Origin of the sequence: Methylobacterium sp. 1973 (genome assembly GCF_040545035.1) — a bacterium.
GTDB lineage: Bacteria > Pseudomonadota > Alphaproteobacteria > Rhizobiales > Beijerinckiaceae > Methylobacterium > Methylobacterium fujisawaense.
Genome location: NZ_JBEPLA010000001.1, coordinates 344922 through 369774, shown reverse-complemented (window position 1 = coordinate 369774; position 24853 = coordinate 344922). Strand labels below are relative to the sequence as shown.

The following is a 24853-nucleotide window of genomic DNA, read 5'->3' as shown; positions in this document are numbered from 1 at the left end:
CACGGTCGCCGGTTCGATCCCGAGGTGCCGCCATGGTCGCGATCCCCAATCCGTCGCCGGATGCGCAGGACGATCACCCCGAGGCGGATCTGGACCGGGTGAACGACCTCCTCGCCGTCTGGGCGGCCCGCTCCGCCGCCGAGAGCGCCGCGCTCATCGAGCGGTTCGAGGCGATGGGCTACGAGGTCCGGGACAAGTCCGAGGACGAGATCGCCGAGATCCTCCATCGGGCACCGACCCGTGCCGCGCGAAAGACCGCGGCGCGATAGCTGAGAGTTGTAGGTAAAAAAACCTTGAAATTCTGATTTTTCCTGATATGGTGCGGCTTCGGCGCGTCCGCGGTGAACCATACGGAACAAAGCATGAACAAACCTTTCAAGGGTCGCCGCGTGGCTTCGGTGCAGGCGCGGCCGCGCGGCGCCGGACCTGGGGATCTGCCGGCGGATGCGTGCCGCCTTCTGGCGCGACTGGGCGAGGCGGGCGCCGATGCGCGGCCCGATCCCCTGGTTGAGGATGCACTGGTGATCCGGCGCGGCGGCGGCGGTGTCTCGGTGGGGGGCGGGCGCTTCGCGGCCGCGGCCGGCCGGGCTCTGGCCGCGGCCGATCTGGCGACGTGGAACGCGGCCGGCACGCGGCTGACGATCACGGAGGCCGGGCGGGCGCGCCTGCGCCGGCAGGCCATGCCGGGCGATCTGGCCTTCGCGGCCCAGCACCACGACCTCGCCGTCGTGGAGGGGGGTGGTGCGGGGCCGACCCTCCGCAACGCTGCCGAGAACCCCCTGGCCTGGATGGTGCGCCGCCGCGACCGGGACGGCACGCCGCTCATCGACGCGGCGGCGTTCGAGGCCGGAGAGCGGCTGCGGCGGGACATGACCGCCGCCGCGTTGCTGCCGCGCATGGGCTCGGATTTCGGGGCCCCCCGGGTCGATGGCGGCGGTCCCCGCGACCCGGCCAGCGCGGCCGACCACGTGATCGCGGCCCGGCAACGGGTGCGCGGGGCCCTCGATGCGGTCGGGAGCGACCTGTCGGGCCTGCTGATCGACCTCTGCGGCTTCCTCAAGGGCCTGGAGCGGATCGAGGCCGAGCGGCGCTGGCCGGCCCGCTCGGCCAAGGTCGTGGCCCGCATCGCCCTGGGGCGGCTGGCCGAGCATTACGGGCTGGAGCGGGAGGCGACGGGGCCCAATCGGGGCCGCCTGCGCCTCTGGCGGGGGTGAGGCCCCTCAGGCCCCGGCGGCGAGCCGGACCGCGTCGCGGTGGATGCGTTCCGCCATCGCCCGCACGCCGTTGGAGCGCTTCGAGGTCACGTGGGCGCCGAAGCGGAGCTGCCGGAACAGGTCGAGGCCGTCGGTCTCGGCGGCCTCCCGGGGCGTCTTGCCGGTGTAGAGCGCCACCATCAGCGCCACGAAGCCGCGGACGATGAACGAATCGCTGAAGCCGTGGAGGACGAGACGCGGCGTGCCGTCGGACGGCTCCGCCTTCGTGTCGATCCAGACCTGGCTCTCGCAGCCATGGACGCGGTTCGCCTCGGTCCGCTCCGACTCGGGCATCGGCGGCAGGGCGCGGCCCAGCTCGATCAGATACTCAAGCCGCATGTCGTCGTCTTCGACGATCTCGAAATTCTCGATGATGGTGTCGATCGGAGGAAGCATGCTCGGCCGGGTCCGGTAGGGTCCACGCCGCTATAGGCCGACCGCGCCGTCATGGCGACGGGGCCCGGCGACGCGGTCGCTCATTGCGCGGCGGGGCGGGTCGGCGGCAGGGTCAGCCACAGGGGATCGCCCGGGCTGGCATCGCCCGACACGCTGATCTCGGCCTGGGCCGCGTAGGCGGCGATGAGGCGGGGGCCGAGCTTCGGGACGTTCGACCGGCCGGAATCGGCCATCTCGCTCACCCCGGAGACGATCGATAGGCGCGCCGGGAGGCCGGACTCGATGTCGATGGCGATGGAGCAGGCGACGTGCTCGGCCGTGGCGTCCAGGCACTCGGCGACGATCTCGGCGACGATCATCCCGAGGGCGTTGGCGGTACGCGGCTCCACGAGGCCGTTCCCCGAGCCGCCGACATGGACGCTGATCCGCCCGGCCCGCCGGAGCTGCCCGAGCCCGGAGGCGAGGCGGTGGAGGTAGTCCTTGAGGTCGATCGACGCGATGTGCGGCGCCTCATGGAGATGTTGCTGCACCAGCGCGATCGCCCGGACCCGCTGGCCCAGGGCCTCGAAGCTGCCCCGGCAGGCATCCGGCGCCGCCCGGCCGTAGAGGCCGATCAGGCTGACCATCACTTGGAGGTTGTTGCGGACCCGGTGGTAGACCTCGGCCAGCAGCGCCTCCTTCTCGGCCAGCGCGTGCTCGATATGCTCCTCCGCGTGCTTGCGGTCGGTGATGTCGAAGCAGGAGCCGAGATAGCCCTGGAACCGGCCATCCTCCATGAGGGGGCGGGCCGTGTCGAGCAGCCAGCGGTACTCGCCGTCGTGCCGCCGCAGCCGGAACTCGACGGTGAACGGCGCCCGCGCCTCGAAGGCCTCGGCGACGATCCGGGCATGCCGGTCGAAATCCTCGGGATGCAGTCCGCTGCGCCAGCCGAGCCCGAGTTCAGCCTCGAGGGGGCGTCCGGTGAATTCCAGCCAGCACTCGTTGTGGTGGATCGCGTGACCGGCCTCGTCCGAGCGCCACATCATCAGGGGCACGACGTCGGCGAATCGCTTGAAGCTGTCGCTCAGGGCAGCGGCTTCCGCGGTCCCCTGTGCCGGACCCCGACCAGGATCCCCCGAGGGGCCGTTATCCGGCGGTTGTGCCGCGCCGGACCCTGGTGGCTCACCGACCATTCTGTACCCGATTCACTTTGACGAACTGCGTAAAAGGCGATGCCTGCGTGCGGATGGCGCCGGTCAACGTGTCGACCGGACGGCCGTTCCGGTCTTCCACCGCCTTCAACAGCGCACTTTCGGCGACGATAGCCGCGATACCTTTCGAGCCCGTTCCGCGCCCCGCCGCCCTGTGCGCCCGAACCGGGGCGCACGGCCGGACCGCACGCGCCGGCGAGCCGGTCGGGCAGACCGGCCATCACGCGGGAGCGACAACCTGTGAGTGACGATGAGATAACTTTAGATAGTTCGTGACGCGATGCTCTGGTTGTGTCTGATGATGTTTGACACAACCTTGAGGGCGCCGTGCTGCCTGGCCCGATCGCAACCGTTCCCATCCTCCGCCGGAGAGGCGCCGGTGGCGACGCCAGCCGGTGGCGGATCACGCTGCGGCCCAGAGCCTTCCGCCGGGGCACCGTCCGCCGGTGCGCCCTCGGTGGCTGCCTCCTCCTCGCCATGGCGGGCAGTGCGACCGCGCGGCCCTTCTCCGAACCGGACGACCGGAACCTCGACCGGCACGGCCATTACCGGAGCCGGGACGGATCCGAGGTCCATCAACCGGCCAAGAGCCTCGACGGCGCCAAACCGGCCGGCGCCACCGCCAAGTGCCGGGACGGGACGTGGAGCTTCAGCCATACCCATCGCGGCACCTGCTCCCGCCACGGCGGCGTCGCCCGGTGGGAAGGCTGAAGCCCAGGGCGAGCTCTGCCTTAAATCCTATTCCGGGCCAAGAATAGGAATTTGCGCTTGACACCGTCGCGCTGCCCGTGTATCAACACGGCACGGTCGAGACGTGTGCGGAGAGACGCCGATGTGGCCACCTCCTCCCAGCAGGGCGGATAGCCGCGCCGAGGCCCTGAAGCTTCTCCGAGAGACCGATCTGCCGTTCGACGCGATCAGCGCCCGCCTCGGTGTCCATCCGAGCACGGTCCGCACCTGGAACGTCCGGGCCGGCTGGCTGAGACCGCGGAAGCATCGGCCCAGGCTCCTGACGGCGCGGTGGCCGGCGGCGCGTCGGGCGGCGCTGATCCGCCTGCTCTGCACCCCGGGCGCCGATCCCGGCGACGTCACCGAGATCCTGGGACTCGGCCGGCTCGATGCCGCGATGCTGGCCTCGGCCTTCGGGGCGGATCTGCCGCCGACTTTGATCCGGCGCGGCGACCCGGCGACCGATCCGGCGACCCTGCGGACGCATCTGCGCGCCCACATCCTCCGGCAGATCGCCGCCTTCGACGCGACGCTGAGCGGGGTGGGGCCGGCCGCGCGCGACTCCGCCCGGATCCTGCGCGACCTCGGCGGGCTCAAGCGGCTCCTCGACACGGTGGATGCGGACAGGGCGCGGAGCGCGGGGGAGGAGGGGGGCGATGGGAGCGAACCCGACCTGCCCGCCCTGCGCGCGGAGATCGCGCGACGCTATGCTGGCTTTGTCGGCGGCCGGACGGCTGCCTGACTTCCTCGGGACCCTGCCTCAGGACCTGCTCCGGGCCCTGGCCGGCGACTGGCTGCATCAGGCCCGGCCCGATCAGCTGCCGCCGCCCGAGCCCTGGACCACCTGGGCGGTGATCGGCGGCCGCGGCAGCGGCAAGACCCGCACCGGGGCCGAGTGGGTCGACGCCCTCGCCCGGGGCGATCCGGCCTTCACCGAGGACCCGATCGGACGGATCGCGCTCGTGGGCGAGACCCATCTCGACGTGCGCGACGTGATGGTCGACGGTCCCTCGGGACTCCTCGGCCTGCCGGCGCGGGGGCGCGCCCGCCCGGTCTGGTCGCCGAGCCGCCGCCGCATCGAGTGGAGCAACGGTGCGGTCGCGCTGGCCTTCTCGGCTGAGGAGCCGGACGCCCTGCGCGGTCCGCAATTCGGCGCCGCGTGGTGCGACGAGGCCGCCAAATGGCGCCGGCCGGACGCCGCCTTCGACATGCTGCAATTCGGCCTGCGCCTCGGCGCCCGGCCGCGCAACTGCGTGACGACGACCCCCCGGCCGGTGCCGCTGATCCGCCGCCTGCTCGCCGATCCGCGCACGGTGGTGAGCCGTGCCCGGACGCATGACAACGCCGCGCATCTCGCGCCGGACTTCCTCGACCAAGTGGTCGGGCGCTACGCCGGCACCCGGCTCGGCCGTCAGGAACTCGACGGCGAGCTCATCGCCGACCGGGACGACGCCCTGTGGAACCGCGCCGCGCTGGAGGCGGGTCGGGTCGCCGCCGCGCCCGATCTCGGCCGGATCGTCGTGGCGGTGGATCCCCCGGCCGCCTCCGGGGCGCGCTCGGATGCCTGCGGGATCGTGGCGGCCGGGCGCGCGGGGGGGCACGCCTACGTCCTGGCCGATGCGAGCCTCGCCCGTGCCACCCCGCAGGCCTGGGCGGGTGCGGCGCTGGCGCTCTATCACCGCCTCCAGGCCGACGCCCTCGTGGTCGAGGTCAACCAGGGTGGCGAGATGGCCGCCGCCGTGCTCAGCCAGTGCGACCCCGCGGTGCCGGTCACGCGGGTGCACGCTACGCGCGGCAAGTATCTCCGCGCCGAGCCGGTCTCGCTGCTCTACGCTCGCGGACTGGTCCACCATGTCGGGGCGTTCCCGGCGCTGGAGGACGAACTGTGCGATTTCGGGCCGGACGGCCTGTCCGGCGGGGCCTCGCCCGACCGGCTCGACGCCCTCGTCTGGGCGCTGACGCATCTGATGCTTGGCCCGCAGGCCGAGCCGCGGATCCGGCGGCTATGACCGCGGCGGCGAGAAAACAATTCGGCGCGCTTCCGTGAGAAGCGCGCCGGAGGTGGTTCGTGGTCTCTGGAACGAACTGCATCCTGTATACACAATGTCGTGCGCCAAAGCTGTAGCTGTCCTGCCACGGCGTGCCGTCCCGTGCTGGGAATCCCCACCACAATTCTTTCCGCTTGTGCGACGGCGGCGGGTGGATCGGGCCGCGCATCCTGGGGGCACGATCCTTGCCGTCAGCTGGGGGCGCCGCAGGCGCGCCCGGCATCCAGGACCCCGGGCCCTCGGCGGGTCCTGCAATCCGGACGGTCCAGCACGGGGGGCGCCGTCACGGAGGCGCGGTCAGGGTCCGCAGGGCGGCCCGGACGTCGGCCAGGGAGCCGACCAGGGCATAGCAGGCGAAAGCATGCGCGCCGGCGGCGGCGTGCGCCACCCGGAACCGGCAGCTCAGGCGGTTCGCTCCGGCCTCGGCGTCGACCGCGAAGCCGGGTCGCGGCGCGTCGGGCTCCTGCTCCGGCGGGCCCGGCGCCCAGACCGCCAGGGCGTGCGAGCCCTCCGGCGTCGCCAGGATCACGGGGTCCGGCCGCTCCCCCGGTTCGGGATCGAGGGGCGCGATCCCGCCGCTGGCCGGGTCGAAGCGCCAGGCCGACGAGAATTCCGCCGGCACGGCGGCGGTGAGGGGTTCGAGCCGGAGCGCCGCCGCGGCCTCGGCCAGGTCGAAGCGGGCCTGCACCTCCACGGCGTTGCCGAGGCCGGGCAGGCCGAGGGCAATCCGCTTGTGCAGGATCGGCGCGGGCAATGCCGCGGCCGCGGCGCCCGTCGGGCAGTCTGACGGGGGCTCGTCGGCGGGATCGGACGGCCCGTCCCAGGCCATGCGGGTCTCGGTCTCGGCCCAGCTCCGTCCGGCGCGCAGGGCGCGGAGACGGCGGGCGGCGGGTTCGCCGGTGGGGTCCTGCGGGGTGCCCGCCTCGCTCGCCCGGCGGCAGCCGCGTCCGGACCCGACCTCCGCCCGCGCCTGCAGGGCATCGCCCGGTTCGGTATCGGCCAGGAACGTGACGCCGTCCCAGGTCAGGGTGTCCACCGCTCCGGCGACCCGCCGGGACAGGCGCAGGCTGATCTCGGACCGGCCGAAGGGGCGCGCCAGGATCAGGGTTCCATCGGGTTCCGGCCAGAGGGGCGCGGGCCCGGGCGCATCCCCGGCCCGGGCGGGCGCGGCGAGGAGCGCCGCGACGAGGCCGCCGAAACGGGCGGCGCGGAAGCGCGCCCGGAACCGCGCCTGGGGCCGTGTGGGGAACCGGGGCTGCATCGCGTGACCATAGCTCAGGAACGGACCGGCATGTCGACCCTCCTCGAACGGCTGGCGCGGGTGGCGCGCCGCGCCAGCGGCGGCCCGGCGCTCGCCACCAAGGCCGCCGCGGCCCCGGCCTTCGCCCTCTATGCCGAGGGCCGGGCCAGCTGGACGCCCCGCGATCCGGCGGCCCTCGCCCGGGCCGGCTACCAGGCCAACCCGGTGGTCCACCGGGCGGTGCGGCTCGTCGCCGAGAGCGCCGCGAGCCTGCCGCTGATCGCCACCGGCCCCGGGGCCGAGCGGGCGGGCGACCTCCTGGCGCTGCTGGCGCGGCCGAACCCTCGGGAGAGCGGCACGCACCTGCTTGAAACCGTCTATGCCGACCTCCTGCTCGGCGGCACGGCCTATCTCGAGGCGGTGAGCCTCGACGGGCGGATCGCGGCGCTCCAGGCTCTCCGGCCCGGGCGCATGCGGATGCTGCCGGGCCCGGACGGCTGGCCGACGGCCTATCTCTACACGGCGGGCGGACGCAGCCGCCGGTTCGATCTGCCCGAGCCCGGGGCCGCCGTGGCGCCGATCCTGGCGCTGGCGCTGTTCCACCCGGACGACGAGACCGGCGGCCTCGCCCCGATCGCGGCCGCCGCCGCGGCCCTCGACATCCACAACGCCGCGAGCGCCTGGAACAAGGCGCTCCTCGACAATGCCGCCCGGCCGTCCGGGGCCCTGGTCTTCGCCGGGGCGTCGCTGTCCGAACCGCAATTCGACCGGCTGAAGGCGGAGCTGGAGGCGAATTACCAGGGGGCCGCCAATGCCGGCCGTCCCCTGCTGCTGGAGGGCGGCCTGGACTGGAAGCCCCTGGCGCTGTCGCCGCGGGACATGGATTTCGTCGCGGCCAAGAACGCGGCGGCCCGGGAGATCGCCCTGGCCTTCGGCGTGCCGCCGCTGCTGCTGGGGCTGCCCGGCGACAACACCCACGCCAACTACGCCGAGGCCAACCGCGCCCTCTACCGCCAGACCCTGATCCCCCTCGCCACCCGCACCGCGCAGGCGCTGGCCGGCTGGCTGGAGCCCGCCTTCGGCCTCGTCGACCTGGAGCCGGACCTCGATCGGATCGAGGCGCTGGCGGTGGAGCGGGAATCCCTGTGGCGCCGGGTCGAGGCCGCCGATTTCCTGTCGGTGGCAGAGAAGCGCGAGGCGGTGGGCTACCCGCCCGCGATGCCGCAGGAGCCGGGTTCCCGGTGAGGCGCAGGTCTCCCTCCTCCCGGCGCGGGGGAGGGAGGGCCCGTGGCAGCTCCGAACGTCCCCTCACGACCCGCTTCACGCGAGGATCCCCCCATGGACGGGCATTTCTCCGGCTATGCCAGCCTCTTCGGCGTGCCCGATCTCGGCCGCGACGTGGTGGTGCCCGGCGCCTTCGCGGCGAGCCTCGCCCGGCGTGGGGCCGCGGGGGTGCGGCTCCTGTTCGCGCACGATCCCGCCGAGCCGATCGGCCGGTGGCTCGCCCTGCGCGAGGATGGCCGCGGCCTGTTCGCGGAAGGCCAGCTCAACCTCGCGGTGCAGCGCGCCCGGGAGGTCGACGCCCTGATGCGCGGCGGCGGCCTCGACGGGCTGTCGATCGGCTTCCGCACGCTGCGCGCCCGGAAGGGCGCCGGCGGCGAGCGCCGGCTCCAGCAGGTCGATCTCTGGGAGATCTCGCTCGTGACCTTCCCGCTGCAGCCGGGGGCGAGGGCGAGCCCGAGCCCCGAGCCGGATCCGGAGGCCGACGCGATCCGCGGCCTCGCCGGCCTGATCGCCCCGCTCCGCACCGCCAGACCCGCCGCCCGGCCTCGGCTGGCCGCGCGGTCCTGACTTTCACCCCGCCGACGAGGCTCACGATGGACGCCCAGACCCTGAACACCGATCCCGCCTTCGCGACGAAGAGCGGCCTGCCTCTTCTGGAGAACAAGGCCGCGCAACCCGAGGGCGGCCCGGTCCGCTCGGCCCTCGACGAGCTCGCCGCCGCCTTCGCGGCCTTCAAGGAGACGAACGACGCCCGGATCGACCAGATCGAGGGCCGCCTCGGCGCAGACGTGCTCACGGAGGAGAAGCTCGCCCGGATCGACGCGGCCCTCGATGCCGCCCGCACCCGCCTCGACCGGATCGCCCTGGAGCGGGCCCGGCCGCCCCTCGGGCAGCCGGACGTCCGCGAGGCGGGGGCCGCGCACGAGCACAAGGCCGCCTTCGATCTCTACGTCCGGGCCGGCGAGAGCGCAGGCCTGAAGCGCCTGGAGGCCAAGGCCCTGTCGGCCGGCTCCGGGCCGGATGGCGGCTACCTCATCCCCGACACGATCGAGCGCACCGTGCTGACGCGTCTCGGCCAGGTCTCGCCGATCCGGTCGATCGCCAGCGTGCAGCAGATCTCGGGATCCCAGTACAAGCGAGCGGTCTCGGTGGGCGCGCCGGTCACCGGCTGGGCCGCCGAGACCGCGCCACGACCGGAGACCGCCGCGCCGGCCCTGTCGGAGATCGCGTTCCCCGCTATGGAACTCTACGCGATGCCCGCCGCCACCCAGACGCTTCTCGACGATGCCGTGGTGGATCTCGACGCGTGGCTCTCGGCTGAGGTGGAGACCGCCTTCGCCGAGCAGGAGGGCGTCGCCTTCGTGTCCGGCAACGGCGCGAGCCGCCCGCGGGGCTTCCTCAGCTACGACACGGTCGCCAATGCCGCCTGGGTGCCGGGCAAGCTCGGCACGATCGCCACGGGGGCGGCCGGGGCCTTCCCGTCCGCCAGCCCGGCGGACGTGCTGTTCGATCTGGTCTACGGGCTGCGGGCGGCCTACCGGCAGAATGCCGGCTTCGTCATGAACCGGCGCACCCAGAGTGCGATCCGCAAGTTCAAGGATGCGGAGGGCAACTACCTCTGGCAGCCGCCGCTCGCCGCCGGCCGGTCCGCCACGCTGATCGGCTTCCCGGTCACCGAGGCCGAGGCGATGCCGGATCTCGCCAAGGACAGCCTGTCGGTGGCCTTCGGCGATTTCCGCCGGGGCTACCTTGTGGTCGACCGCACCGGGATGCGGGTGCTGCGCGACCCGTACTCGGCCAAGCCCTACGTGCTGTTCTACACCACCAAGCGCGTCGGCGGTGGGGTGCAGGATTTCGACGCGATCAAGCTGCTGAAATTCTCCTGAGGGGATGCCGCGTCGCTCCCCCTCGGCGCTTTCGGATCGCCGCGCTGGTTCATCCGCGATGCGCGCTCCTCCGCCGTCAGGGAGAACCGGGACCGGGGGCGTTCGGACGTAACCGGACCGCTCGGTCCAAAGCCGCTCTCACCCCTGGCCCCTCCCCACAGGGGGAGGGGGGACTGCACGCGTCCGGGACGGCGCCGGTCTCGGACGGGGTTCCCCCGGGCCGGCGCCTTCAGAAGGACCGCGCGCCTTCAGCGGCCCGGATTGCCGTCGCGCAGGGCGCCGGTCGGCTCCTGGACGTGGGCCTCCAAGAACCAGAGGTGCTTGTCGACCGCCCGGGAGATCTCGGTGAACAGGTCGGCCGTGCCGGGATCGCCCGCTTCGTCGGTCTCGTCGATGTTCTCGCGTACGGCGTTGGCGTAGCCGGCATAGCTGTCGATCAGCGCCGCGACGTGGTCGGCGATGGCGTAGATGCCGGTCGGGTAGGGCGGCAGCTTCGTGCGCTCGGCGACCACCTGGGCCGATCCGAAGGCCGTGGCGCCGAGCTGCACCGCGCGCTCGGCGACCTTGTCGTTGAGGTCGTCCAGCTCGGTGCGGAACCCGTCGAGCATCTCGTGGATACCGATGAACTGCGGGCCCTTCAGGTTCCAGTGCGCCTGCTTGATCGCCAGGGCGAGGTCGATGCCGTCCGCGAGCCGTGCGTTCAGGGCGTCGATCGAGACCTTCTTGGCGTTCGAGTCGGTGTCGTTGCGGGTCTTGTGGGTCCGGGGTGTGGTGCTGGTGCCGCTCTCGGCCATGCTTTCGCTCCGTCAGTCGAAAAGGTTCGGATGCGAAAGTGCCGGTGCGGCCTCAGGTTCCCGCAGCCGCGACGGATCCGCGGCGGCGGGACTGTTTCGCCGCAGGGCGCGCCTAGCGGTTGCGGCCGGGGCGCGCCATCCAGTCCGACCGGTTGCCGCGGGAGGCCGCCTCGCCGACCTGGATCCGCTGCAGTTCCGCCGAGCGCGAGGCGATCCAGCCGGCATGCTCGGCCACCGGCGTCACGGCGGTGAAGCCGCCGCAGGCGGTGCGGCGCGTGCCCTGCTGCAGGGCCCCGCTCGACCAGCTCACCACGCCGACGATCCGGTAGCCGCCGGGGCCTCCGGTCAGGATCGGGCCGCCGGAATCGCCCAGGCAGGCACCGGCGCCCGAGGTCTCGGCCATGCGCCGCCGGTCGGTCACGACGGTCACCCGGTTGGCGACCTGCAGGGAGCCGATCGACACGAGATGGGCGAGACGCAGGACCCGCGCCGAGTTCCGCCGGTTCTCCGCCACCACGCCGAAGCCCGCGATGTCCACCGGCTCGCCGTTGCTGATCGAGCCGGCGCCCCGGGGATCGAGGGGCACGTAGTCGTTGCCGAGCGGCTGCTCGAGCTTGAGCAGCGCCAGATCGACGCCGGGCTGATCCTCGGGGGTCGTGCCGGGCACGAAGTCCGGGTGCATGGAGGCGGCGATCACCGGGGTCCGGTGCTGCCGGAAGCTCCGGTCGACGCTGATCACCGTGTATCCGGCGGGGCGCATGACGCAGTGGGCGGCGCTGAGCACGAGGTCCGGGGCGATCAGCGTCCCCGAGCAGATCTCGCCCTCGGTGCTCTCGATGCGCACCACGAAGCTGCGCGCGCCGTTCGGATCCCGCGTCGTCGCGCCGTTGATCACCGCGGCGGCGGGCGTGGGGAGCAGGCCCGTCAGGGCGCCGAGCAACGACACGCCGAGCAGGCCGCCCCACAAGCCGCCCCTCAGGCCGCCGCGCAGGCTGCGCTCGCGGGGGCCGGCCGTCCGGATCGGGCGAGGGGACATCGGGATCTCCGGGCGCGCGCACTGCGCGGGTGGGGGCGCCGGATGCGGGAGGCGGCGCGCGTTGAGCCTAGAGCAAGGCAAGTGCCCGGCCAAGCTGAGGTTCCCTGCGCACACGTCGCCGTGACGTTACTCCGTCCAGCGCGCGGTCCGGTTCCAGCCACCGAGCACGCGATCGATCCAGCCGCGCTGCGGCCCCGTCAGGATGCCCTGGGTCAGGCCGCCGCAGGCGCCGCCGATCCAGGCCGACAGCGCCAGGACGGCCCCGTCCGGTCCCGCGATCGGGCCGCCGGAATCCCCCTGGCAGGCGCCGCCGCCCGTGCCCTTCAGCCAGACCAGGACCCGGCTCGGCCCGTAGGGCTCGATCACCGGCAGCCCGACGCTGCGATAGGTGCCGGTGGAGCGCGGATCGCCGGGCTTGGCCGCGCCGTAGCCCGACAGGGTCAGGATCTCGCCCGCCCGGGCCGGGGCGGCGCTCAGGGTCACGGGCGCGAAGCGGGTCGGCAGCGGCGTCGCGGTGCGCAGCAGCGCGAGGTCGATGGAGCGCCGCCGGGCCGCGGCCGCGCCGGGCGCGTAGCCCGGATGCAGCGCCTGCGCGGCAACGTCGACGAGGACCGGTTCGCCGGCGGCGTCGCGGAAATGGACGCGGTGCTCCCTTGCGTCGGCGAGGCAGTGGCCGGCGGTCAGCACCGTGTCGGGGGCGAGCACCACGCCGGTGCAGACGCCGCCCTTCGACGACAGGACCATCACGGCCCCGCCGGCCGGGGCCTCGGTGCCGCCGACCACCGCCTGCGCCGGGAGGGCGGCGAACGCCAGGATCGGCGCCAGGGCCGCCGCGAAGGCCGCCGCAAGGCTCCCCCCCGCCGGGTGGCGCACCGGGCGGCGCTTCGAGATCGGCATCGGACCACCTGCAGAGAGACGCGCGATGATCCCGTTACGCATCGAGGCCGCCGCCGTCGAGCCGGTGGGCGTGCCCGACCTGCGCGCCTACCTGCGGTTCGAGTCCGATGCGGGCGCCGACGAGGACGGGCTGCTCCAGGCCCTGATCAGTGCGGCGCGCGCGAGCCTGGAGATCGAGACCCGCCGGATCCTGATCCCGGGCCGCTACCGGATCGCCCTGTCCGCATGGCCGCCGGACGGGCAAGTGCCGCTGCCCCTGAGCCCCCTGGTCGCGCTCCTCCGCGCCGGCTTCGCGGAGGCTTCGGGGGACGTCTCCGACCTCGCCGCGGGGCTCGTGCGCTTCGGCCCCGATCCGGGCGAGGCGCCGTCGCTGCGCATCGATCCCGCCGTGCCGGATCCCGCCGGCCGCACGATCCTGATCGAGGTCGCGGCGGGATACGGCGGCGACGGGCCGCCGCTCCCCGAGCCTCTGCGCCTCGCGATCCTGCGTCTCGCCGCCGCCCGCTACGAGCATCGCGGCGACGAGCCCGATGCCGCCCGTACCGACGCGGCCGAACTCGCCGCGCCGTTCCGGCGGATGCGGCTCTGACACGGCTGTGACGCTCGCTCCCGGAGTTTGCCCGATGGCGTCCTCGTCCCAACACCCGCCCCTCGGCGCGCGGCGCCGCCGCTTCGTGCTCGAACGGCCCCTGGAAGAGCCGGACGGCTTCGGGGGCGTGCTGCGCCGCTACGTGGCCGGCCCGGTCCTGTGGGGGGCCCTAGCCCCGGCGGGGATGGCCGATCGCCCGGCGGGCGGCCGCACCGACACGCTGCCCGCCTACCGCGTCACCCTGCGGAGCCGGGCCGAGCTCGACCCGACCATGCGGCTCGCCGCCGGGCCCCGCCGCTTCGCGATCCGCGCCGTCACCGAGCCGGATGCGCGGGGCCGCGACCTGATCTGCCACGTCGAGGAACTGCCCCGGGAGGGCCGGTCGTGAGCGATCCGGGCCCGCTGCTGGCGCTCCGCGCCGGCCTGATCGCCCGCTTCGCCGCCGATGCCGCCCTGGCCGCCCTGCTGGGCGGCCGGGTCCGGCTCTACGACGAGCCGCCGCGGGGCACGCTCCCGGTCTACGCCCTGTTCGGCGACGCCGAGATCACGGACGATTCCGTCGACGGCGCCGAGCGCCACCGGCACAGCCACGCGATCGTGGTGATCGCTCAGGCCGGCTCGGTGCGCACCGCCCTCGACGCCGCGGCGCGGATGGCGGCCCTGCTGCAGGACGCCGCGACGCCGCCCGTCCTCCCCCTTGCGGGCTGCCGGCTCGTCACCCTGCGGGTGCGGGCCGTCCGCGCCCACCGCGACGCCCGGACCGGCGAGGCCCGCGCGAGCCTGACGGTCGAGGCCGTCACCGAGACCCTGTGAGGAGAAGGCCGATGGGCGCGCAGAAGGGCAAGGACCTACTGATCCGGGCCGGCGACGGCGCGGGCGGCTTCACGGCGGTGGCGGGCCTGCGCAGCCGCCAGATCACCCTCAACGCCGAGACCGTCGACGTCACCAACGCCGATTCCGCCGGGCGCTGGCGCGAATTGCTGGCCGGCGCCGGGGTGCGCCGGGCCGCGATCGCCGGCTCCGGCGTGTTCCGCGACCAGGCGTCGGATGCGCGCCTGCGGCTGCTGTTCTTCGAGGGCGCGGTCGAGGTGTTCCAGATCGTGATCCCGGCCTTCGGGACCCTGGAGGGACCGTTCCAGATCGCGAGCCTCGAATACCGGGGCGACCATGCCGGCGAGGTGACCTTCGACATGAGCCTCGAATCCGGCGGCGCACTCGCCTTCGCGGCGGCCTGAATCCCATGGCCAACCGGATCCGCGGCGAGGTGCCGCTCGACCTCGGCGGGCAGCGCTACACCCTCTGCCTCACCCTCGGGGCGCTGGCCGAGCTGGAGACCGCGCTCCAGGCCGGTGATCTTGCGGGCCTCGCCGCGCGCTTCGCGGGCGGCCGCGTCTCGGCCCGCGACCTGATCGCCCTTCTGGGCGTCGCCCTGCGGGGCGGCGGCCACGATCTCGACGACGCGGCGGTGGCGCGGCTGCCCCTCGCGGGGGGGCTCGATGCCGTCTCGGCCGCCCTGGGGGACGTCCTGGCGGCCGCCTTCGGGGAGGCGCCGGGCCCGGCAAACCCTCCCTAGAGCCGGATGCGGATCTGCCGCCGCGTCCGGCTCCGGGCCGCTTCCCCTGGGACGACGCCCTGGCCCTCGGCCTCGGCGCTCTGGGCTGGCGGCCCCGCGATTTCTGGTCGGCGACCCCGCGCGAATTCGCCGCCGCGCTCGGCCGGCGCGGCGGGCCGGAGCCGCTGACCCGCGCCGCCTTCGCGCGGCTGCTCGCCGCCTATCCCGATCCGACATGAGGCGCCCCGATGGCCGAGAGCGAGACCGACACCCAGGCCGACGACCGGATCAGGCAGCTCGAGACCCTCGACCGCCTGGCGCAGACTTTCGGCCGCAGCCTCGACACGGCCCTGACCCGCGGGACCGCCTCCGGTCGCAGCCTCGACGGGGTGCTGGGCACGATCGGGGCGCGCCTCGCCGGCGTGGCGGCGCGGGCGGCGGCCGGGCCGATCCAATCGGGCGTCACGGGCCTCATCGGCGCGATGCTGGGCTCGGGCTCGGAGACCGGCTTCGCCCGGGGCGGCGTGTTCCGGGGCGGCCGCGTCCAGCCCTTCGCCGCCGGCGGTGTCGTGGCCGCACCGACCTACTTCCCCATGGCGGGGGGCGCCGGCCTCATGGGCGAGGCCGGCCCCGAGGCGATCCTGCCCCTGGGCCGCGGTCCGGACGGGCGGCTCGGCGTCGCCGCGGGCGGCGCTCAGGCCCGGCCGATCTCCGTGACCGTCAACATCGCGACTCCCGACCCGGGAGCTTTCCGCCGCTCCGAGGCCCAGGTGACCGCGAGCCTCGCCCGGGCGGTGGCGCGCGGCCAGCGGGCGACGTGAGGGATCCCGCCGCCGACGCCCCGCTCCAACCGCCGAGTTCGCCATGGCCGACGACTTCCACGAGGTGCTGTTCCCCCTCGACGTGTCCCTGCGCGCGAGCGGCGGCCCGCAGCGGCTCACCGAGATCGTGACCCTGGCCTCGGGCCGGGAGCACCGGAACGGCCGCTGGGCCGATTCCCGCCGCCGCTACGATGCCGGGTTCGGCATGCGCGGCCTCGACGCGCTGCATGCCGTGCTCGCCTTCTTCGAGGAGCGGCGCGGGCGGCTCTACGGCTTCCGGTTCCGCGACCGGTTCGACGGCCGCTCCGGGCCGCCCGGCCGGCCGATCGGGCCCCTCGACCAGCCTCTCGGCACGGGTGACGGCACCGCGACCGCCTTCCCCCTGGTGAAGACCTACGGCGCCGGTCTCGCGCCCTATCGCCGCCGGATCGCCAAGCCGGTGGCGGGCAGCGTCCGGGTGGCGGTTTCGGGCCGGGAGATCGAGCCCGGCGCCTTCGCCTGCGATCCGACCACCGGTCTCGTCACCTTCGCCTCCGGCCAAGTCCCGCCCCCGGGCGCCGCGGTGACGGCGGGCTTCGCCTTCGACGTTCCGGTCCGCTTCGACACCGACGCGCTGACCATCGACCTCGCCGCCTTCACGGCCGGGGAGATCCCGAAGGTGCCGCTCGTCGAGATCGTGCCCTGAGGAGGCGTGAGGCCATGCGCGACATCCCGGAGGCCTTCGCGGCCCATCTCGCGGGCGGCGTGACCACCCTGTGCCGCTGCTGGTCCCTCCGGCGGCGCGACGGGCTCGCCCTCGGCTTCACCGACCACGACCGCGACCTGACCGTCGCGGGCCTCGTCCACGCCGCCCGCACCGGGCTGGAGGCGGCCGAGGCCAGCGCCGAACTCGGCTTCGCGGTCTCGGGCGGCGACGTGGCCGGGGCGCTCAGCAGCCTCGGCCTCACCGAGGCGGACATCGCCGGCGGCCTCTACGACGGCGCCGCGGTGGAGACCTGGCTGGTGGACTGGACCAACCCCGAGACGCGGCTTCTCATCGACGTCGCCACCATCGGCGAGGTGCGCCGCGACGGGGACGCCTTCGTGGCGGAGCTGCGCGGCCTCGCCCACCGGCTCGGTGCCGAGCGGGGCCGCATCTATCGGGCGACCTGCGGTGCCGATCTCGGTGATGCGCGCTGCCGGGTGGACCGCGCCGCGTGGACGACCACCGGCCGGGTGACCGGCGTGCCGGAGCCGGCCACGCTCGCGGCGACGCTCGTCGGCGCCTTCGCGGACGGCCTGTTCACCGGCGGGCGGCTCACCTGGATTGCGGGGGCCAATGCCGGGCTCGCGGCGGATCTGCGCCTCCAGCTCGGGTCCCTGATCGAGCTCTGGACCGTGCCGCCCCGGCCGGTCGCCGTCGGCGACGGTTTCAGCCTCACGGCCGGGTGCGACAAGCGCCTCGCCACGTGCCGCGACCGCTTCGCCAATGCGGTCAATTTCCAGGGCTTCCCGCACATGCCCGGCAACGACGCGGTGATGCGCGCGGTGCCGGGCTCCGACCACGTCCTCGACGGCGGGAGCCTGTTCCGATGAGCGCGATGCGGCGGGATATCGGTGTTGCGGCGCTCGGCGAGGCGCGCCTGTGGCTGGGCACGCCCTACCGGCATCAGGCCTCGCTCCGGGGCGTAGGGTGCGACTGCCTGGGCTTGCTGCGCGGGGTCTGGCGCGGGCTCTACGGGGACGAGCCGGAGGGGCCGCCCCCCTATTCGGGAACCTGGGCGGAATCGGCCGCGCCCGGGACCGACCCCCTCACCGAAGCGGCCGCCCGCCACCTCGTGCCGGTGCCGGGACCCCTGGCGGATCTGGCGCCGCGGGCGGGCGACGTCCTGCTCTTCGCCTTCCGCCGCCACCTGCCGGCGCGCCACTGCGCCATCGCCACCGGCGACGGCGCCATGATCCATGCCCACGACGGCGCGGTGGTCGCCGAGGTGGCGCTCACCGGCTGGTGGCGTCGGCACGTGACGGGGGTGTTCCGGTTTCCGGACGTCCCGTCGGGCCGCCGCGGCGTCGCCGAGTCCGACCTGCGGCCCGGCCGCGGTGCGCATCGAGACCGCCGTGTCGATGGCGAACAGGTCGATCTCGGAGCCCCGTCATGGCGACGCTGATCCTGTCCTCGGCCGGCGCGGCGGTGGGCACCGCCCTCGGCGGTCCGATCGGCGGCATGGTCGGCCGGGCGCTCGGCTCGGTCGCGGGCGCGGCGCTGGGCGGCGCCCTGTCGGGGTCCGGGCGGTCTACGCGCTTCGTCGAAGGGCCGCGGCTCGCCGACGTGGCCGGGCTCACCTCCACCGAGGGCGATCCGATCCCGCGGGTCTACGGCCGGGCGCGGATCGGCGGCACCCTGATCTGGGCGACCCGTCCGCTGGAGGTCGCCAACACCGCGGTGCAGCGCGCCGTCGCGCCCGCCAAGGCCATGGGCGGCCTGACGGGCGGCCAAAGGACCGTCACGACCCGCTACACCTACTTTGCCAACCTCGCGGTCGGTCTGTGCGAGGGCGAGATCGCCTTCGTCCGCCGGATCTGGGCGGACGGCAAGGAGATCGACCAGGTCGGCCTGAACCTTCGGGTCCATACCGGCGGCCCCGGCCAGGAGCCCGACCCGCTCATCGTCGCCAAGGAGGGGGCTGAGACCGCGCCGGCCTATCGCGGCCTCGCCTATGTGGTGTTCGAGAACCTGCCGCTCGCCGCCTTCGGCAACCGCGTCCCGCAATTCGCCTTCGAGGTGATCCGCCCGGTCAACGGCCTGTTCGGCCGGGTGCGGGCCGTCGACCTGATCCCCGGCGCCAGCGAGTTCGGCCTCGATCCGGACCGGGTCACCGTCGATCTCGGGCTCGGCCGGACCGAGGCCGCCAACCGGCACCAGCTCCAGCGCGGCACCGACGTCGTCGCCTCCCTCGACGCCCTCCAGGCGCTCTGCCCGAACCTGCGCCGGGTCGCCGTGGTGGCGACGTGGTTCGGCACCGACCTGCGGGCGGGATCCTGCCGGGTCGTGCCGAAGGTCGAGGCCGCCCACAAGCGCGCCCTGCCGGAGGATTGGCGCGTCGCCGGGATCACCCGCGACCGGGCCGAGAGGGTCTCGACCCTGCCGGACGGCAGCCCGGCCTATGGCGGCACCCCCGCGGATGCGGGCCTGACCCGGCTGGTGGTCGAGCTGGCGCGCCGGGGGCTCGCGGTGTCGCTCTATCCGTTCGTCATGATGGACGTGCCGGCCGGCAATGCGCTGCCCGACCCGCACGTCCCCGGCGCCGCGCAGCCCGCCTATCCCTGGCGCGGCCGCATCACCTGCGATCCGGCCCCGGGCTGCCCGGGAAGTCCGGACGGGACCGCCGCGGCCGACGCGCAGGTCGCGGCCTTCTTCGCGGGTGGGTACCGTGCCGCTCTGCTCCACTACGCCGGCCTCGCGGCCGGCTGGGCGGCCTCCGGGGTGCCGCTCGCGGCCTTCGTGATCGGCAGCGAACTCGTCGGCCTCACCCGCGTGCGCGGCGCCGCCGGCTACCCGGCCGTGGACGCCCTGCGCGACCTCGCCGCCGCGCTCCGCGAACGCCTCGGCCCGGCGGTCACCCTGGTCTACGGCGCCGACTGGACCGAATACGGCGCCCATGTCCGCGACGGCGGCGCCACGGTGCGCTTCCCCCTGGACGCGCTCTTCGCCGATCCGAACATCGGCGCCGTGGGGATCGACTGGTACCCGCCCGTCTCCGACTGGCGCGACGACCCGGACCACGCCGACCTCGCGGTGACGGGCGACATCGCCGACCGGGCCTATCTCAAGGCGCGCGGCGCGTCCGGCGAGGCCTTCGACTGGTACTACGCCGACGCGGACGACCGGGCCGCCCAGGCGCGCCGGCCGATCACCGACGGCGCCGCCGGCAAGCCGTGGCTCTACCGGGCCAAGGATCTCGTCGCGTGGTGGTCGAGCCCGCACATGGAGCGCGACGGCGGCGTCGAGACCCGCAGCACCGCCTGGGTGCCGGCCGGCAAGCCGATCTGGCTCACCGAGATCGGCGTGCCGGCGGTGGACAAGGGCACCAACGGCCCCAACGTCTTCCCGGACCCGAAATCCTCCGAGAGCGCTTTCCCGCCGGAATCCCGGGCCCTGCGGGACGAGCTGATCCAGCTCCGCGGTCTGGAAGCCGTGATCGCCCGGTTCGACCCGGCCGTGCCGGGCTTCCGGGAGGCCGACAACCCGGTCTCGCCGGTCTATGGCGGCCGCATGGTCGATCCCGACGGGATCTTCGTCTGGGCCTGGGACGCGCGGCCCTTCCCGGCCTTCCCGACGGTGCGGGGCGTCTGGGCCGACAACGCCAACTGGCGGGTGGGCCACTGGATCACCGGCCGGATCGAAGGCTGCGACCTCGACCTGCTAGTCCTGAGGATCCTCGCGGATTTCGGCTTCGACGCGCCGGTCTCCGTGGAGGCCGCCGCCTATCTCGACGGCTATGTGATCGACCGGCCGCTCACGGCACGCGGCGCTCTGGAGACTTTGGCGCAGGTCTACGGCCTCGACGTCTCGGCGGTGGCCGGGACCCTGCGCCTGCGCGGTCCCCGCCGCGACCGGCCCGTGGCCCTGGCCGAGGCCGACCTCGTCCGGCTGTCGGAGGACCGGCCGGTCCTGCACCAGGTCCGGGCCGAGGAGAGCGCCCTGCCGCGCTCCGTGGAACTCGGGATCACCGAATCCGAGAGCCCGGATTACCGACGCGCCACGGCGGCGGCCGTGCGGCCCGCCGGCCTGCGTCGGCGCGAGACCCGGATCGAGTCGGCGATCGTCACCCGCCGCGAGACCGGCGACGGGCTCGCCGAGGCGCTGCTCGACCGGCTGATCGCGGCCCGCGACAGCGCGGTGTTCACCGTGAGCCCGCGCCGGGTCGAGCTGGAGCCCGGAGACCTCCTGGCGGTGCCCTGCGCGGTGCCGGGCGGCACGGTCCTGCGCCGGATCGACCGGATCGACGACGCGCCCACGGGCCGCCGGATCGAGACGAGCGGCGTGCCGCCCCGGGCGGGACCCGGGCGCGGGCTGCCTCGCCAGATGGCCCAGGCGGCGGTGGCGCCGCCCGCCTTCCCGGGACCGCCGCTCGCCCTGGCCCTCGACCTGCCGATCGACCGCGGCAGCCCGACCGTCCTGCAATACGCCGCGGTGGCGGCCGAACCCTGGCCCGGCGCGGTCGCGATCTGGCGCGCGGCGGGCGACGGACCGCTCGCCCTGCACCGCGTCGTCGACTACCCGGCCTGCCTCGGGCGCACCCTGTCGGCGCTGCCGGCCGGCCCGCTCTGGCGGATCCAGCGGGATGTGCATCTCGACGTCGCCCTGCGGCGCGGCGCGGCCCTCGCGTCGATCGGGGAGGGCGCGATGCGCGCCGGGGGCAACCTGTTCGCCCTGCTCGGCGCGGATGGCGCCGTGGAGCTGCTCTGCGCGGCGAACGCGCTGCTGACCGGGCCCGACACCTACCGGCTGTCCGGCTTCCTGCGCGGGCTCGCCGGAAGCGAGGCGGCGGCGGGGCGCGTCAGCCCGGCGGGGAGCCTGATCGTGCGCCTCGACGACGGCGCCGTGACGCCCCTGATCGACCGGCTGGACGAGGTCGGCCGCGCCTTCCGCTACCGGATCGGGCCTGCGGACAGCGATCCGGCCGATCCGGCCTTCACCGAGATCACCGCCACGGCCGGCCTCGCGGCGCTCACGCCGCTGCGGCCGGTCCACCTGCGGGCGCGGCGCGGCGCGGATGGCGTGCGGCTCTCCTGGATCCGCCGGGCCCGCCGCGACGGCGACGCCTGGGAGCCGGCCGAGATCCCGCTCGACGAGCCGGAGGCCTACGCGGTGACGCTGTTCTCGGCCGCCGGCACGGCCCTGCGCACGCTCCGGGCCGAGGCCCAGCACTGTCTCTACGCGGACGAGGCGGCCGATTTCGGCGGGGCCCAGGCGCATCTCGACGTCGCCGTGGCGCAGATCGGGCAGGTCGCCGGCCCCGGCCCCGCCTGTCGCGCCCGCATCCCCGTCCGCACGGCCTGACCGCCCGGGAGTTGCCCCATGTCCGACGCCACGCCCCATCTCGGCCTGCCGCTGATCGCCGCCAGCCAGGCGCAGAAGCACGTCACCCACAACGAGGCGCTCGGCCTTCTCGACGCCCTCGTCCAGCTGGCCTGCCTGGACAAGGACCTCACCGCGCCGCCGCCGAGCCCCGCGGAGGGCGACCGCTACCTCGTGGTCGCCGCCGAGCCCGGGGGCGCCTGGGCGGGGCTCGCCGGACAGGTGGTGCGCTACGGCGACGGGGTCTGGACCGGCGCGGTGCCGCGGGCCGGCTGGCTCGCCTGGCTGATCGACGAGGCCGACCTCTACGTCTTCGACGGCGTGGCCTGGACGAGCTTGAGCCGGACGCTGACGGCGATCCAGAGCGTCAGCCGCCTCGGGATCAACACGGGGGCGGACGCCACCAACCGCCTCGCCGTCAAGGCCGATGCCGCGCTCCTGACCTGGGACGACGCCACGCCGGGCAGCGGCGACATGCGGGTGTTCGTCAACCGCAAGGCCGCCGCCCGCGACGCCGCTCTGGTCTTCGAGACCGGCTACGCGGCGCGGGCGATGCTGGGCACCCTCGGGAGCGACGACTTCAGCCTGAAGGTCTCGCCCGACGGGGCCGCCTTCGCCACGGCGCTCACCGCTTCGGCCCGGACCGGCGGGATCGACTTCGCCTCGGCCGAGACGGCGCTCGCGGCCGCCCCCATCACCGACCTCGGCGGTGCGGGCACGCGGCGGGTGCTCGTCACCGGCGCGGCACGGATCGCGAGCTTCGGCGCCGCGGCCGACCGGGAGCGTTTCGTGCGCTTCTCGGGGGCCGCGACCCTGGTCCACGATCCCGAGGCGCTGGCGCTGCCGACCCGGGCCGATCTCGTCACGGCCCCCGACGACACCTGCATCGCCGCCTCGGACGCGGCGGGCCGCTGGCGCGTGCACCACTACCAGCGCGCCGACGGGACGCCGCTCGCCACCGGCGCGCAGGTGCTCGGCGCGACTGGGTCGGTCCGGCTCCCGGGCGGCCTGATCGTGCAATGGGGGCTCGTCACCGCCGCCGACGCGGACGTCGCGGTGGCGTTCGGCACCGCCTTCCCGGGGAGCTGCCTCGGGGTCTGGGCGCAGCCGGTCGCCGGGGCCGGCGCCGCGCTCTACGTCGCGCAGGTCAGCGACGTGGCGGTCGCCGGGTTCACGCTCCGCACCCGTCGCGCGACGGCCGGTTCGGTGGCGGGCGCCGGGGCGGTGCCGACCTACTGGCTCGCGCTGGGTGCGTGAGCGCCTGACCCTGCGGGTCCGTCGCGGCCGCGTCCGCTGTCAGTCCGGGACTGCGCCGAGGGCCCGCAGCATGACCGGCTCCACGGCCGCGTACCCCGCCCCGTTGAGGTGGATGCCGTCGTCGGTGAGATCCCGCCGGAGCGCCCCCTCCGCCGTGGCGAGCGCCGGCCCGTAATCGACGAGGCGGGCGGGGCCCGCCGCGCAATAGCCGCGCAGCCATCCGTTCAGGGTGCGGATCCGCGCCACCGGGCGCAACTCGGGGCGCCAGCCCCAGAAGTCGCTCGGCATCACGGTGCCGATGGTGAGCGGCAGACCGGCCGCGAAGGCCATCCGCCCCATGGCGATGATGTTCTGGGCGATCGCCCGGTCCGGGACCGGGCCGCCGATCTCCGCGATGTCGTTGATCCCGCAGAGCAGATGGACGCCGCGCGCATCCGCGGTGTCCCGGAGGAAGCGCGCCCGGATCTGCGCGCTCGTCTCGCCCGGCACCCCCCGGGCCACGAAGCCGTGTCGCGCGAAGGTCTCGGCCCGCACGACGCCCCAGGCGGCGGTGATCGAATCGCCGATGAACACGAGCGGCCGGTCCTGTCCGCGTCCCACACGTCCCCCATCGGCGCCGCGCCCGGGATCGGGCGGCGCCGCCTTAGCCCGGCGGGGTCGGGCACGCCACCGTCCGGAGCACGCCCATGTCGAGCCCCCTCCCGAATGCGCGGGATTCCTTCGCCGCCTCATGCCGCCGCCTCGGGCCGCGGCTGATGCGCGATCTCGGCCTGAGTGACGTCCAGGCCGCCGGGCTCCTGGGCAATCTCGGCTACGAGACCGGCGGGTTCCGCCACCTCCAGGAGATCGCCCCCGCGGTGCCCGGCTCCCGCGGCGGATGGGGGCTCGCCCAGTGGACCGGCCCCCGGCGCGTTGCCCTGGAGGCCTGGTGCCGGGCGCGCGGCCTTGATCCCGCCGATCCCGAAGCGGGCTACGGCTATCTCTGCGCCGAGCTGCGCACCACCGAGGCGCCGGCCCTCGCCGCCCTGAGAACCACGACGACCCTCGCGGCCGCCACCGAGACGGTCTGGCGGCGCTACGAGCGACCGGGCGTCGTCGCCCCCGCGCGCCGCCTCGCCTGGGCCCGCCGGGCGCTCGCCGCCCTTCGCGACGGTCCCGCCGCTCCGGCACCGGCCCGGCGGCCCGGACGGGCCTGACCGGCCCCGTCGCACCCGATCCCGAGCCGGCCGGGTCCGCCGCGCGCATAGCCACGGAGATCGACGATGATGCACCATATCCGGGCGGGCCTCGCCCTCGCCTGCACGAGCCTGTCGCTTGCCGCGCTCGCCGAGCCGGCCGCCGCCCGTTCCGCCACCAACCTGGCGATCCCGTGGGGCGACTGGCTGGTCGGCCTGCTCCAGCCGGTGACCGCCGCCCTCGTGCCCCTCGCCGCCGCCGCCGTCACCGCCGGCATTGCCCGGGTCGCGCCCTGGGCCGCCTCGGTGCTCACCCGCGATCGGATCGAGGCCGCGATCCGCGCCGGGGCCGAGTTCGGGCAGAATGCCGTGGCCGGGGCCGCCCGGGGCCGGACCGTCGGCGTCGATGTCGGCGCCGCAGTGGTGGCCGCCGGCGCCCGTCACGTGCTCGCGACCGCCCCCGCGCACGTCGTCCGGAAGGCGGGCGGGCCCGAGGGCGTCGCCGCGCGGATCTTCCGGGCGCTGCCCCTCGATCCGCAGGCGAGCGCAGCCAACGTCCTCGCCCCGGCGCTGACCCAACTGCGCGAGCCGGACAAGCGCCGCGGCTGAGGCCGGCGCCCCGGGAGCCCGTGGAACAGGGATCGA

The 24853-nt window shown here is 74.9% G+C and carries 29 protein-coding genes; 22 read left to right on the top strand and 7 right to left on the bottom strand.

Annotated features, from left to right (window positions below):
* Window positions 1-32: 32 nt before the first annotated feature.
* A complete protein-coding gene (locus ABIC70_RS01855) occupies window positions 33-269 on the top strand; it encodes a hypothetical protein (protein ID WP_052083757.1) in 237 nt (78 codons plus the stop codon).
* Between the two features lie 93 nt (window positions 270-362).
* The gene (locus ABIC70_RS01850) at window positions 363-1214 is read left to right on the top strand and encodes a DUF6456 domain-containing protein (protein ID WP_279900096.1); all 852 of its coding nucleotides are present in this window, start codon (window positions 363-365) and stop codon (window positions 1212-1214) included.
* Window positions 1215-1220: 6 nt separating this feature from the next.
* On the opposite strand, the gene ABIC70_RS01845 is transcribed toward ABIC70_RS01850, so the two are convergent.
* A complete protein-coding gene (locus ABIC70_RS01845; protein ID WP_043355266.1) occupies window positions 1221-1649 on the bottom strand; it encodes a SufE family protein in 429 nt (142 codons plus the stop codon).
* An 80-nt stretch (window positions 1650-1729) separates the two neighbouring features.
* The gene (locus ABIC70_RS01840; protein WP_170861828.1) at window positions 1730-2821 is read right to left on the bottom strand and encodes a sensor histidine kinase; all 1092 of its coding nucleotides are present in this window, start codon (window positions 2819-2821) and stop codon (window positions 1730-1732) included.
* Window positions 2822-3316: 495 nt separating this feature from the next.
* Here ABIC70_RS01840 and ABIC70_RS01835 point away from each other — a divergent pair, with 495 nt between their 5' ends.
* From ABIC70_RS01835 to ABIC70_RS01825, 3 genes are all read left to right on the top strand, one after another.
* Window positions 3317-3550, top strand: coding sequence for a DUF3761 domain-containing protein (locus tag ABIC70_RS01835; protein ID WP_078947098.1), 234 nt, complete (start codon window positions 3317-3319; stop codon window positions 3548-3550).
* A 121-nt stretch (window positions 3551-3671) separates the two neighbouring features.
* Complete coding sequence (locus tag ABIC70_RS01830) at window positions 3672-4310, top strand: helix-turn-helix domain-containing protein (RefSeq protein WP_043760106.1); 639 nt, start codon at window positions 3672-3674, stop codon at window positions 4308-4310.
* Window positions 4276-5577, top strand: coding sequence for a DNA-packaging protein (locus tag ABIC70_RS01825; RefSeq protein ID WP_193376707.1), 1302 nt, complete (start codon window positions 4276-4278; stop codon window positions 5575-5577). Before ABIC70_RS01830 ends, ABIC70_RS01825 begins: the two co-directional genes overlap by 35 nt.
* Before the next feature lie 322 nt (window positions 5578-5899).
* On the opposite strand, the gene ABIC70_RS01820 is transcribed toward ABIC70_RS01825, so the two are convergent.
* On the bottom strand, window positions 5900-6877 hold the full coding sequence (locus tag ABIC70_RS01820) for a hypothetical protein (protein ID WP_354438713.1): 978 nt from the start codon (window positions 6875-6877) through the stop codon (window positions 5900-5902).
* 30 nt (window positions 6878-6907) lie between these two features.
* On the opposite strand from ABIC70_RS01820, the gene ABIC70_RS01815 reads away from it, so the two are divergent.
* The 3 genes from ABIC70_RS01815 (at window position 6908) to ABIC70_RS01805 (ending at window position 10026) form a co-directional block, all read left to right on the top strand.
* Window positions 6908-8101: a phage portal protein gene (locus ABIC70_RS01815; RefSeq protein ID WP_053609249.1), complete on the top strand. Its 1194-nt coding sequence runs from the start codon at window positions 6908-6910 to the stop codon at window positions 8099-8101.
* Window positions 8102-8194: 93 nt separating this feature from the next.
* Window positions 8195-8707 carry an HK97 family phage prohead protease gene (locus ABIC70_RS01810; RefSeq protein WP_354438712.1) on the top strand — a complete coding sequence of 171 codons (513 nt, stop codon included), beginning with the start codon at window positions 8195-8197 and terminating at the stop codon, window positions 8705-8707.
* Window positions 8708-8733: 26 nt separating this feature from the next.
* Window positions 8734-10026: a phage major capsid protein gene (locus ABIC70_RS01805; RefSeq protein ID WP_354438711.1), complete on the top strand. Its 1293-nt coding sequence runs from the start codon at window positions 8734-8736 to the stop codon at window positions 10024-10026.
* A gap of 248 nt (window positions 10027-10274) precedes the next feature.
* Here the strand turns inward: ABIC70_RS01805 and dps are convergent, their stop codons facing one another.
* The 3 genes from dps to ABIC70_RS01790 all read right to left on the bottom strand — a co-directional run bounded on the left by dps (window position 10275) and on the right by ABIC70_RS01790 (window position 12753).
* Complete coding sequence (gene dps, locus ABIC70_RS01800; protein ID WP_043353382.1) at window positions 10275-10820, bottom strand: DNA starvation/stationary phase protection protein Dps; 546 nt, start codon at window positions 10818-10820, stop codon at window positions 10275-10277.
* A gap of 112 nt (window positions 10821-10932) precedes the next feature.
* Window positions 10933-11856 carry a S1 family peptidase gene (locus ABIC70_RS01795; RefSeq protein WP_078947095.1) on the bottom strand — a complete coding sequence of 308 codons (924 nt, stop codon included), beginning with the start codon at window positions 11854-11856 and terminating at the stop codon, window positions 10933-10935.
* Between the two features lie 126 nt (window positions 11857-11982).
* Complete coding sequence (locus ABIC70_RS01790; protein WP_043760114.1) at window positions 11983-12753, bottom strand: S1 family peptidase; 771 nt, start codon at window positions 12751-12753, stop codon at window positions 11983-11985.
* Window positions 12754-12778: 25 nt separating this feature from the next.
* Here ABIC70_RS01790 and ABIC70_RS01785 point away from each other — a divergent pair, with 25 nt between their 5' ends.
* From ABIC70_RS01785 to ABIC70_RS01730, 12 genes are read left to right on the top strand one after another with little or no spacing between them, the layout of a single operon-like run.
* Window positions 12779-13342, top strand: a complete 564-nt coding sequence (locus ABIC70_RS01785; RefSeq protein WP_043349547.1) for a head-tail connector protein — start codon at window positions 12779-12781, stop codon at window positions 13340-13342.
* Window positions 13343-13376: 34 nt separating this feature from the next.
* Window positions 13377-13730: a head-tail adaptor protein gene (locus ABIC70_RS01780; protein ID WP_043349544.1), complete on the top strand. Its 354-nt coding sequence runs from the start codon at window positions 13377-13379 to the stop codon at window positions 13728-13730.
* Window positions 13727-14155: a tail completion protein gp17 gene (gene gp17, locus ABIC70_RS01775; protein WP_043349542.1), complete on the top strand. Its 429-nt coding sequence runs from the start codon at window positions 13727-13729 to the stop codon at window positions 14153-14155. The genes ABIC70_RS01780 and gp17 overlap by 4 nt, the downstream gene beginning before the upstream one ends.
* Window positions 14156-14166: 11 nt before the next feature.
* Entirely contained in the window at window positions 14167-14577 is a 411-nt protein-coding gene (locus ABIC70_RS01770) for a phage major tail protein, TP901-1 family (protein ID WP_043349538.1), read from the top strand.
* A 5-nt stretch (window positions 14578-14582) separates the two neighbouring features.
* Window positions 14583-14915 carry a gene transfer agent family protein gene (locus tag ABIC70_RS01765; RefSeq protein WP_043387351.1) on the top strand — a complete coding sequence of 111 codons (333 nt, stop codon included), beginning with the start codon at window positions 14583-14585 and terminating at the stop codon, window positions 14913-14915.
* A 14-nt stretch (window positions 14916-14929) separates the two neighbouring features.
* Window positions 14930-15133 carry a phage tail assembly chaperone gene (locus ABIC70_RS01760; RefSeq protein ID WP_075382066.1) on the top strand — a complete coding sequence of 68 codons (204 nt, stop codon included), beginning with the start codon at window positions 14930-14932 and terminating at the stop codon, window positions 15131-15133.
* Window positions 15134-15142: 9 nt separating this feature from the next.
* Window positions 15143-15715: a phage tail tape measure protein gene (locus ABIC70_RS01755; RefSeq protein ID WP_354438710.1), complete on the top strand. Its 573-nt coding sequence runs from the start codon at window positions 15143-15145 to the stop codon at window positions 15713-15715.
* 43 nt (window positions 15716-15758) lie between these two features.
* The gene (locus ABIC70_RS01750; RefSeq protein ID WP_354438708.1) at window positions 15759-16400 is read left to right on the top strand and encodes a phage distal tail protein, Rcc01695 family; all 642 of its coding nucleotides are present in this window, start codon (window positions 15759-15761) and stop codon (window positions 16398-16400) included.
* Between the two features lie 14 nt (window positions 16401-16414).
* Complete coding sequence (locus ABIC70_RS01745) at window positions 16415-17290, top strand: phage/gene transfer agent baseplate hub protein (RefSeq protein WP_354438707.1); 876 nt, start codon at window positions 16415-16417, stop codon at window positions 17288-17290.
* Complete coding sequence (locus ABIC70_RS01740) at window positions 17287-17862, top strand: NlpC/P60 family protein (protein WP_354438705.1); 576 nt, start codon at window positions 17287-17289, stop codon at window positions 17860-17862. The genes ABIC70_RS01745 and ABIC70_RS01740 overlap by 4 nt, the downstream gene beginning before the upstream one ends.
* Window positions 17850-21758, top strand: a complete 3909-nt coding sequence (locus tag ABIC70_RS01735; protein ID WP_354438703.1) for a baseplate multidomain protein megatron — start codon at window positions 17850-17852, stop codon at window positions 21756-21758. The genes ABIC70_RS01740 and ABIC70_RS01735 overlap by 13 nt, the downstream gene beginning before the upstream one ends.
* Window positions 21759-21776: 18 nt before the next feature.
* Entirely contained in the window at window positions 21777-23033 is a 1257-nt protein-coding gene (locus ABIC70_RS01730; RefSeq protein WP_354438701.1) for a DUF2793 domain-containing protein, read from the top strand.
* 39 nt (window positions 23034-23072) lie between these two features.
* Here ABIC70_RS01730 and ABIC70_RS01725 read toward each other — a convergent pair whose 3' ends face one another.
* On the bottom strand, window positions 23073-23606 hold the full coding sequence (locus ABIC70_RS01725) for a GDSL-type esterase/lipase family protein (protein ID WP_043356586.1): 534 nt from the start codon (window positions 23604-23606) through the stop codon (window positions 23073-23075).
* 113 nt (window positions 23607-23719) lie between these two features.
* Between ABIC70_RS01725 and ABIC70_RS01720 the strand changes: the two genes are divergently transcribed.
* Together ABIC70_RS01720 and ABIC70_RS01715 are read left to right on the top strand one after the other, a co-directional pair.
* The gene (locus ABIC70_RS01720) at window positions 23720-24229 is read left to right on the top strand and encodes a phage tail tip lysozyme (protein ID WP_179697622.1); all 510 of its coding nucleotides are present in this window, start codon (window positions 23720-23722) and stop codon (window positions 24227-24229) included.
* Between the two features lie 66 nt (window positions 24230-24295).
* The gene (locus ABIC70_RS01715; RefSeq protein WP_182591279.1) at window positions 24296-24817 is read left to right on the top strand and encodes a hypothetical protein; all 522 of its coding nucleotides are present in this window, start codon (window positions 24296-24298) and stop codon (window positions 24815-24817) included.
* Window positions 24818-24853 lie beyond the last annotated feature (36 nt).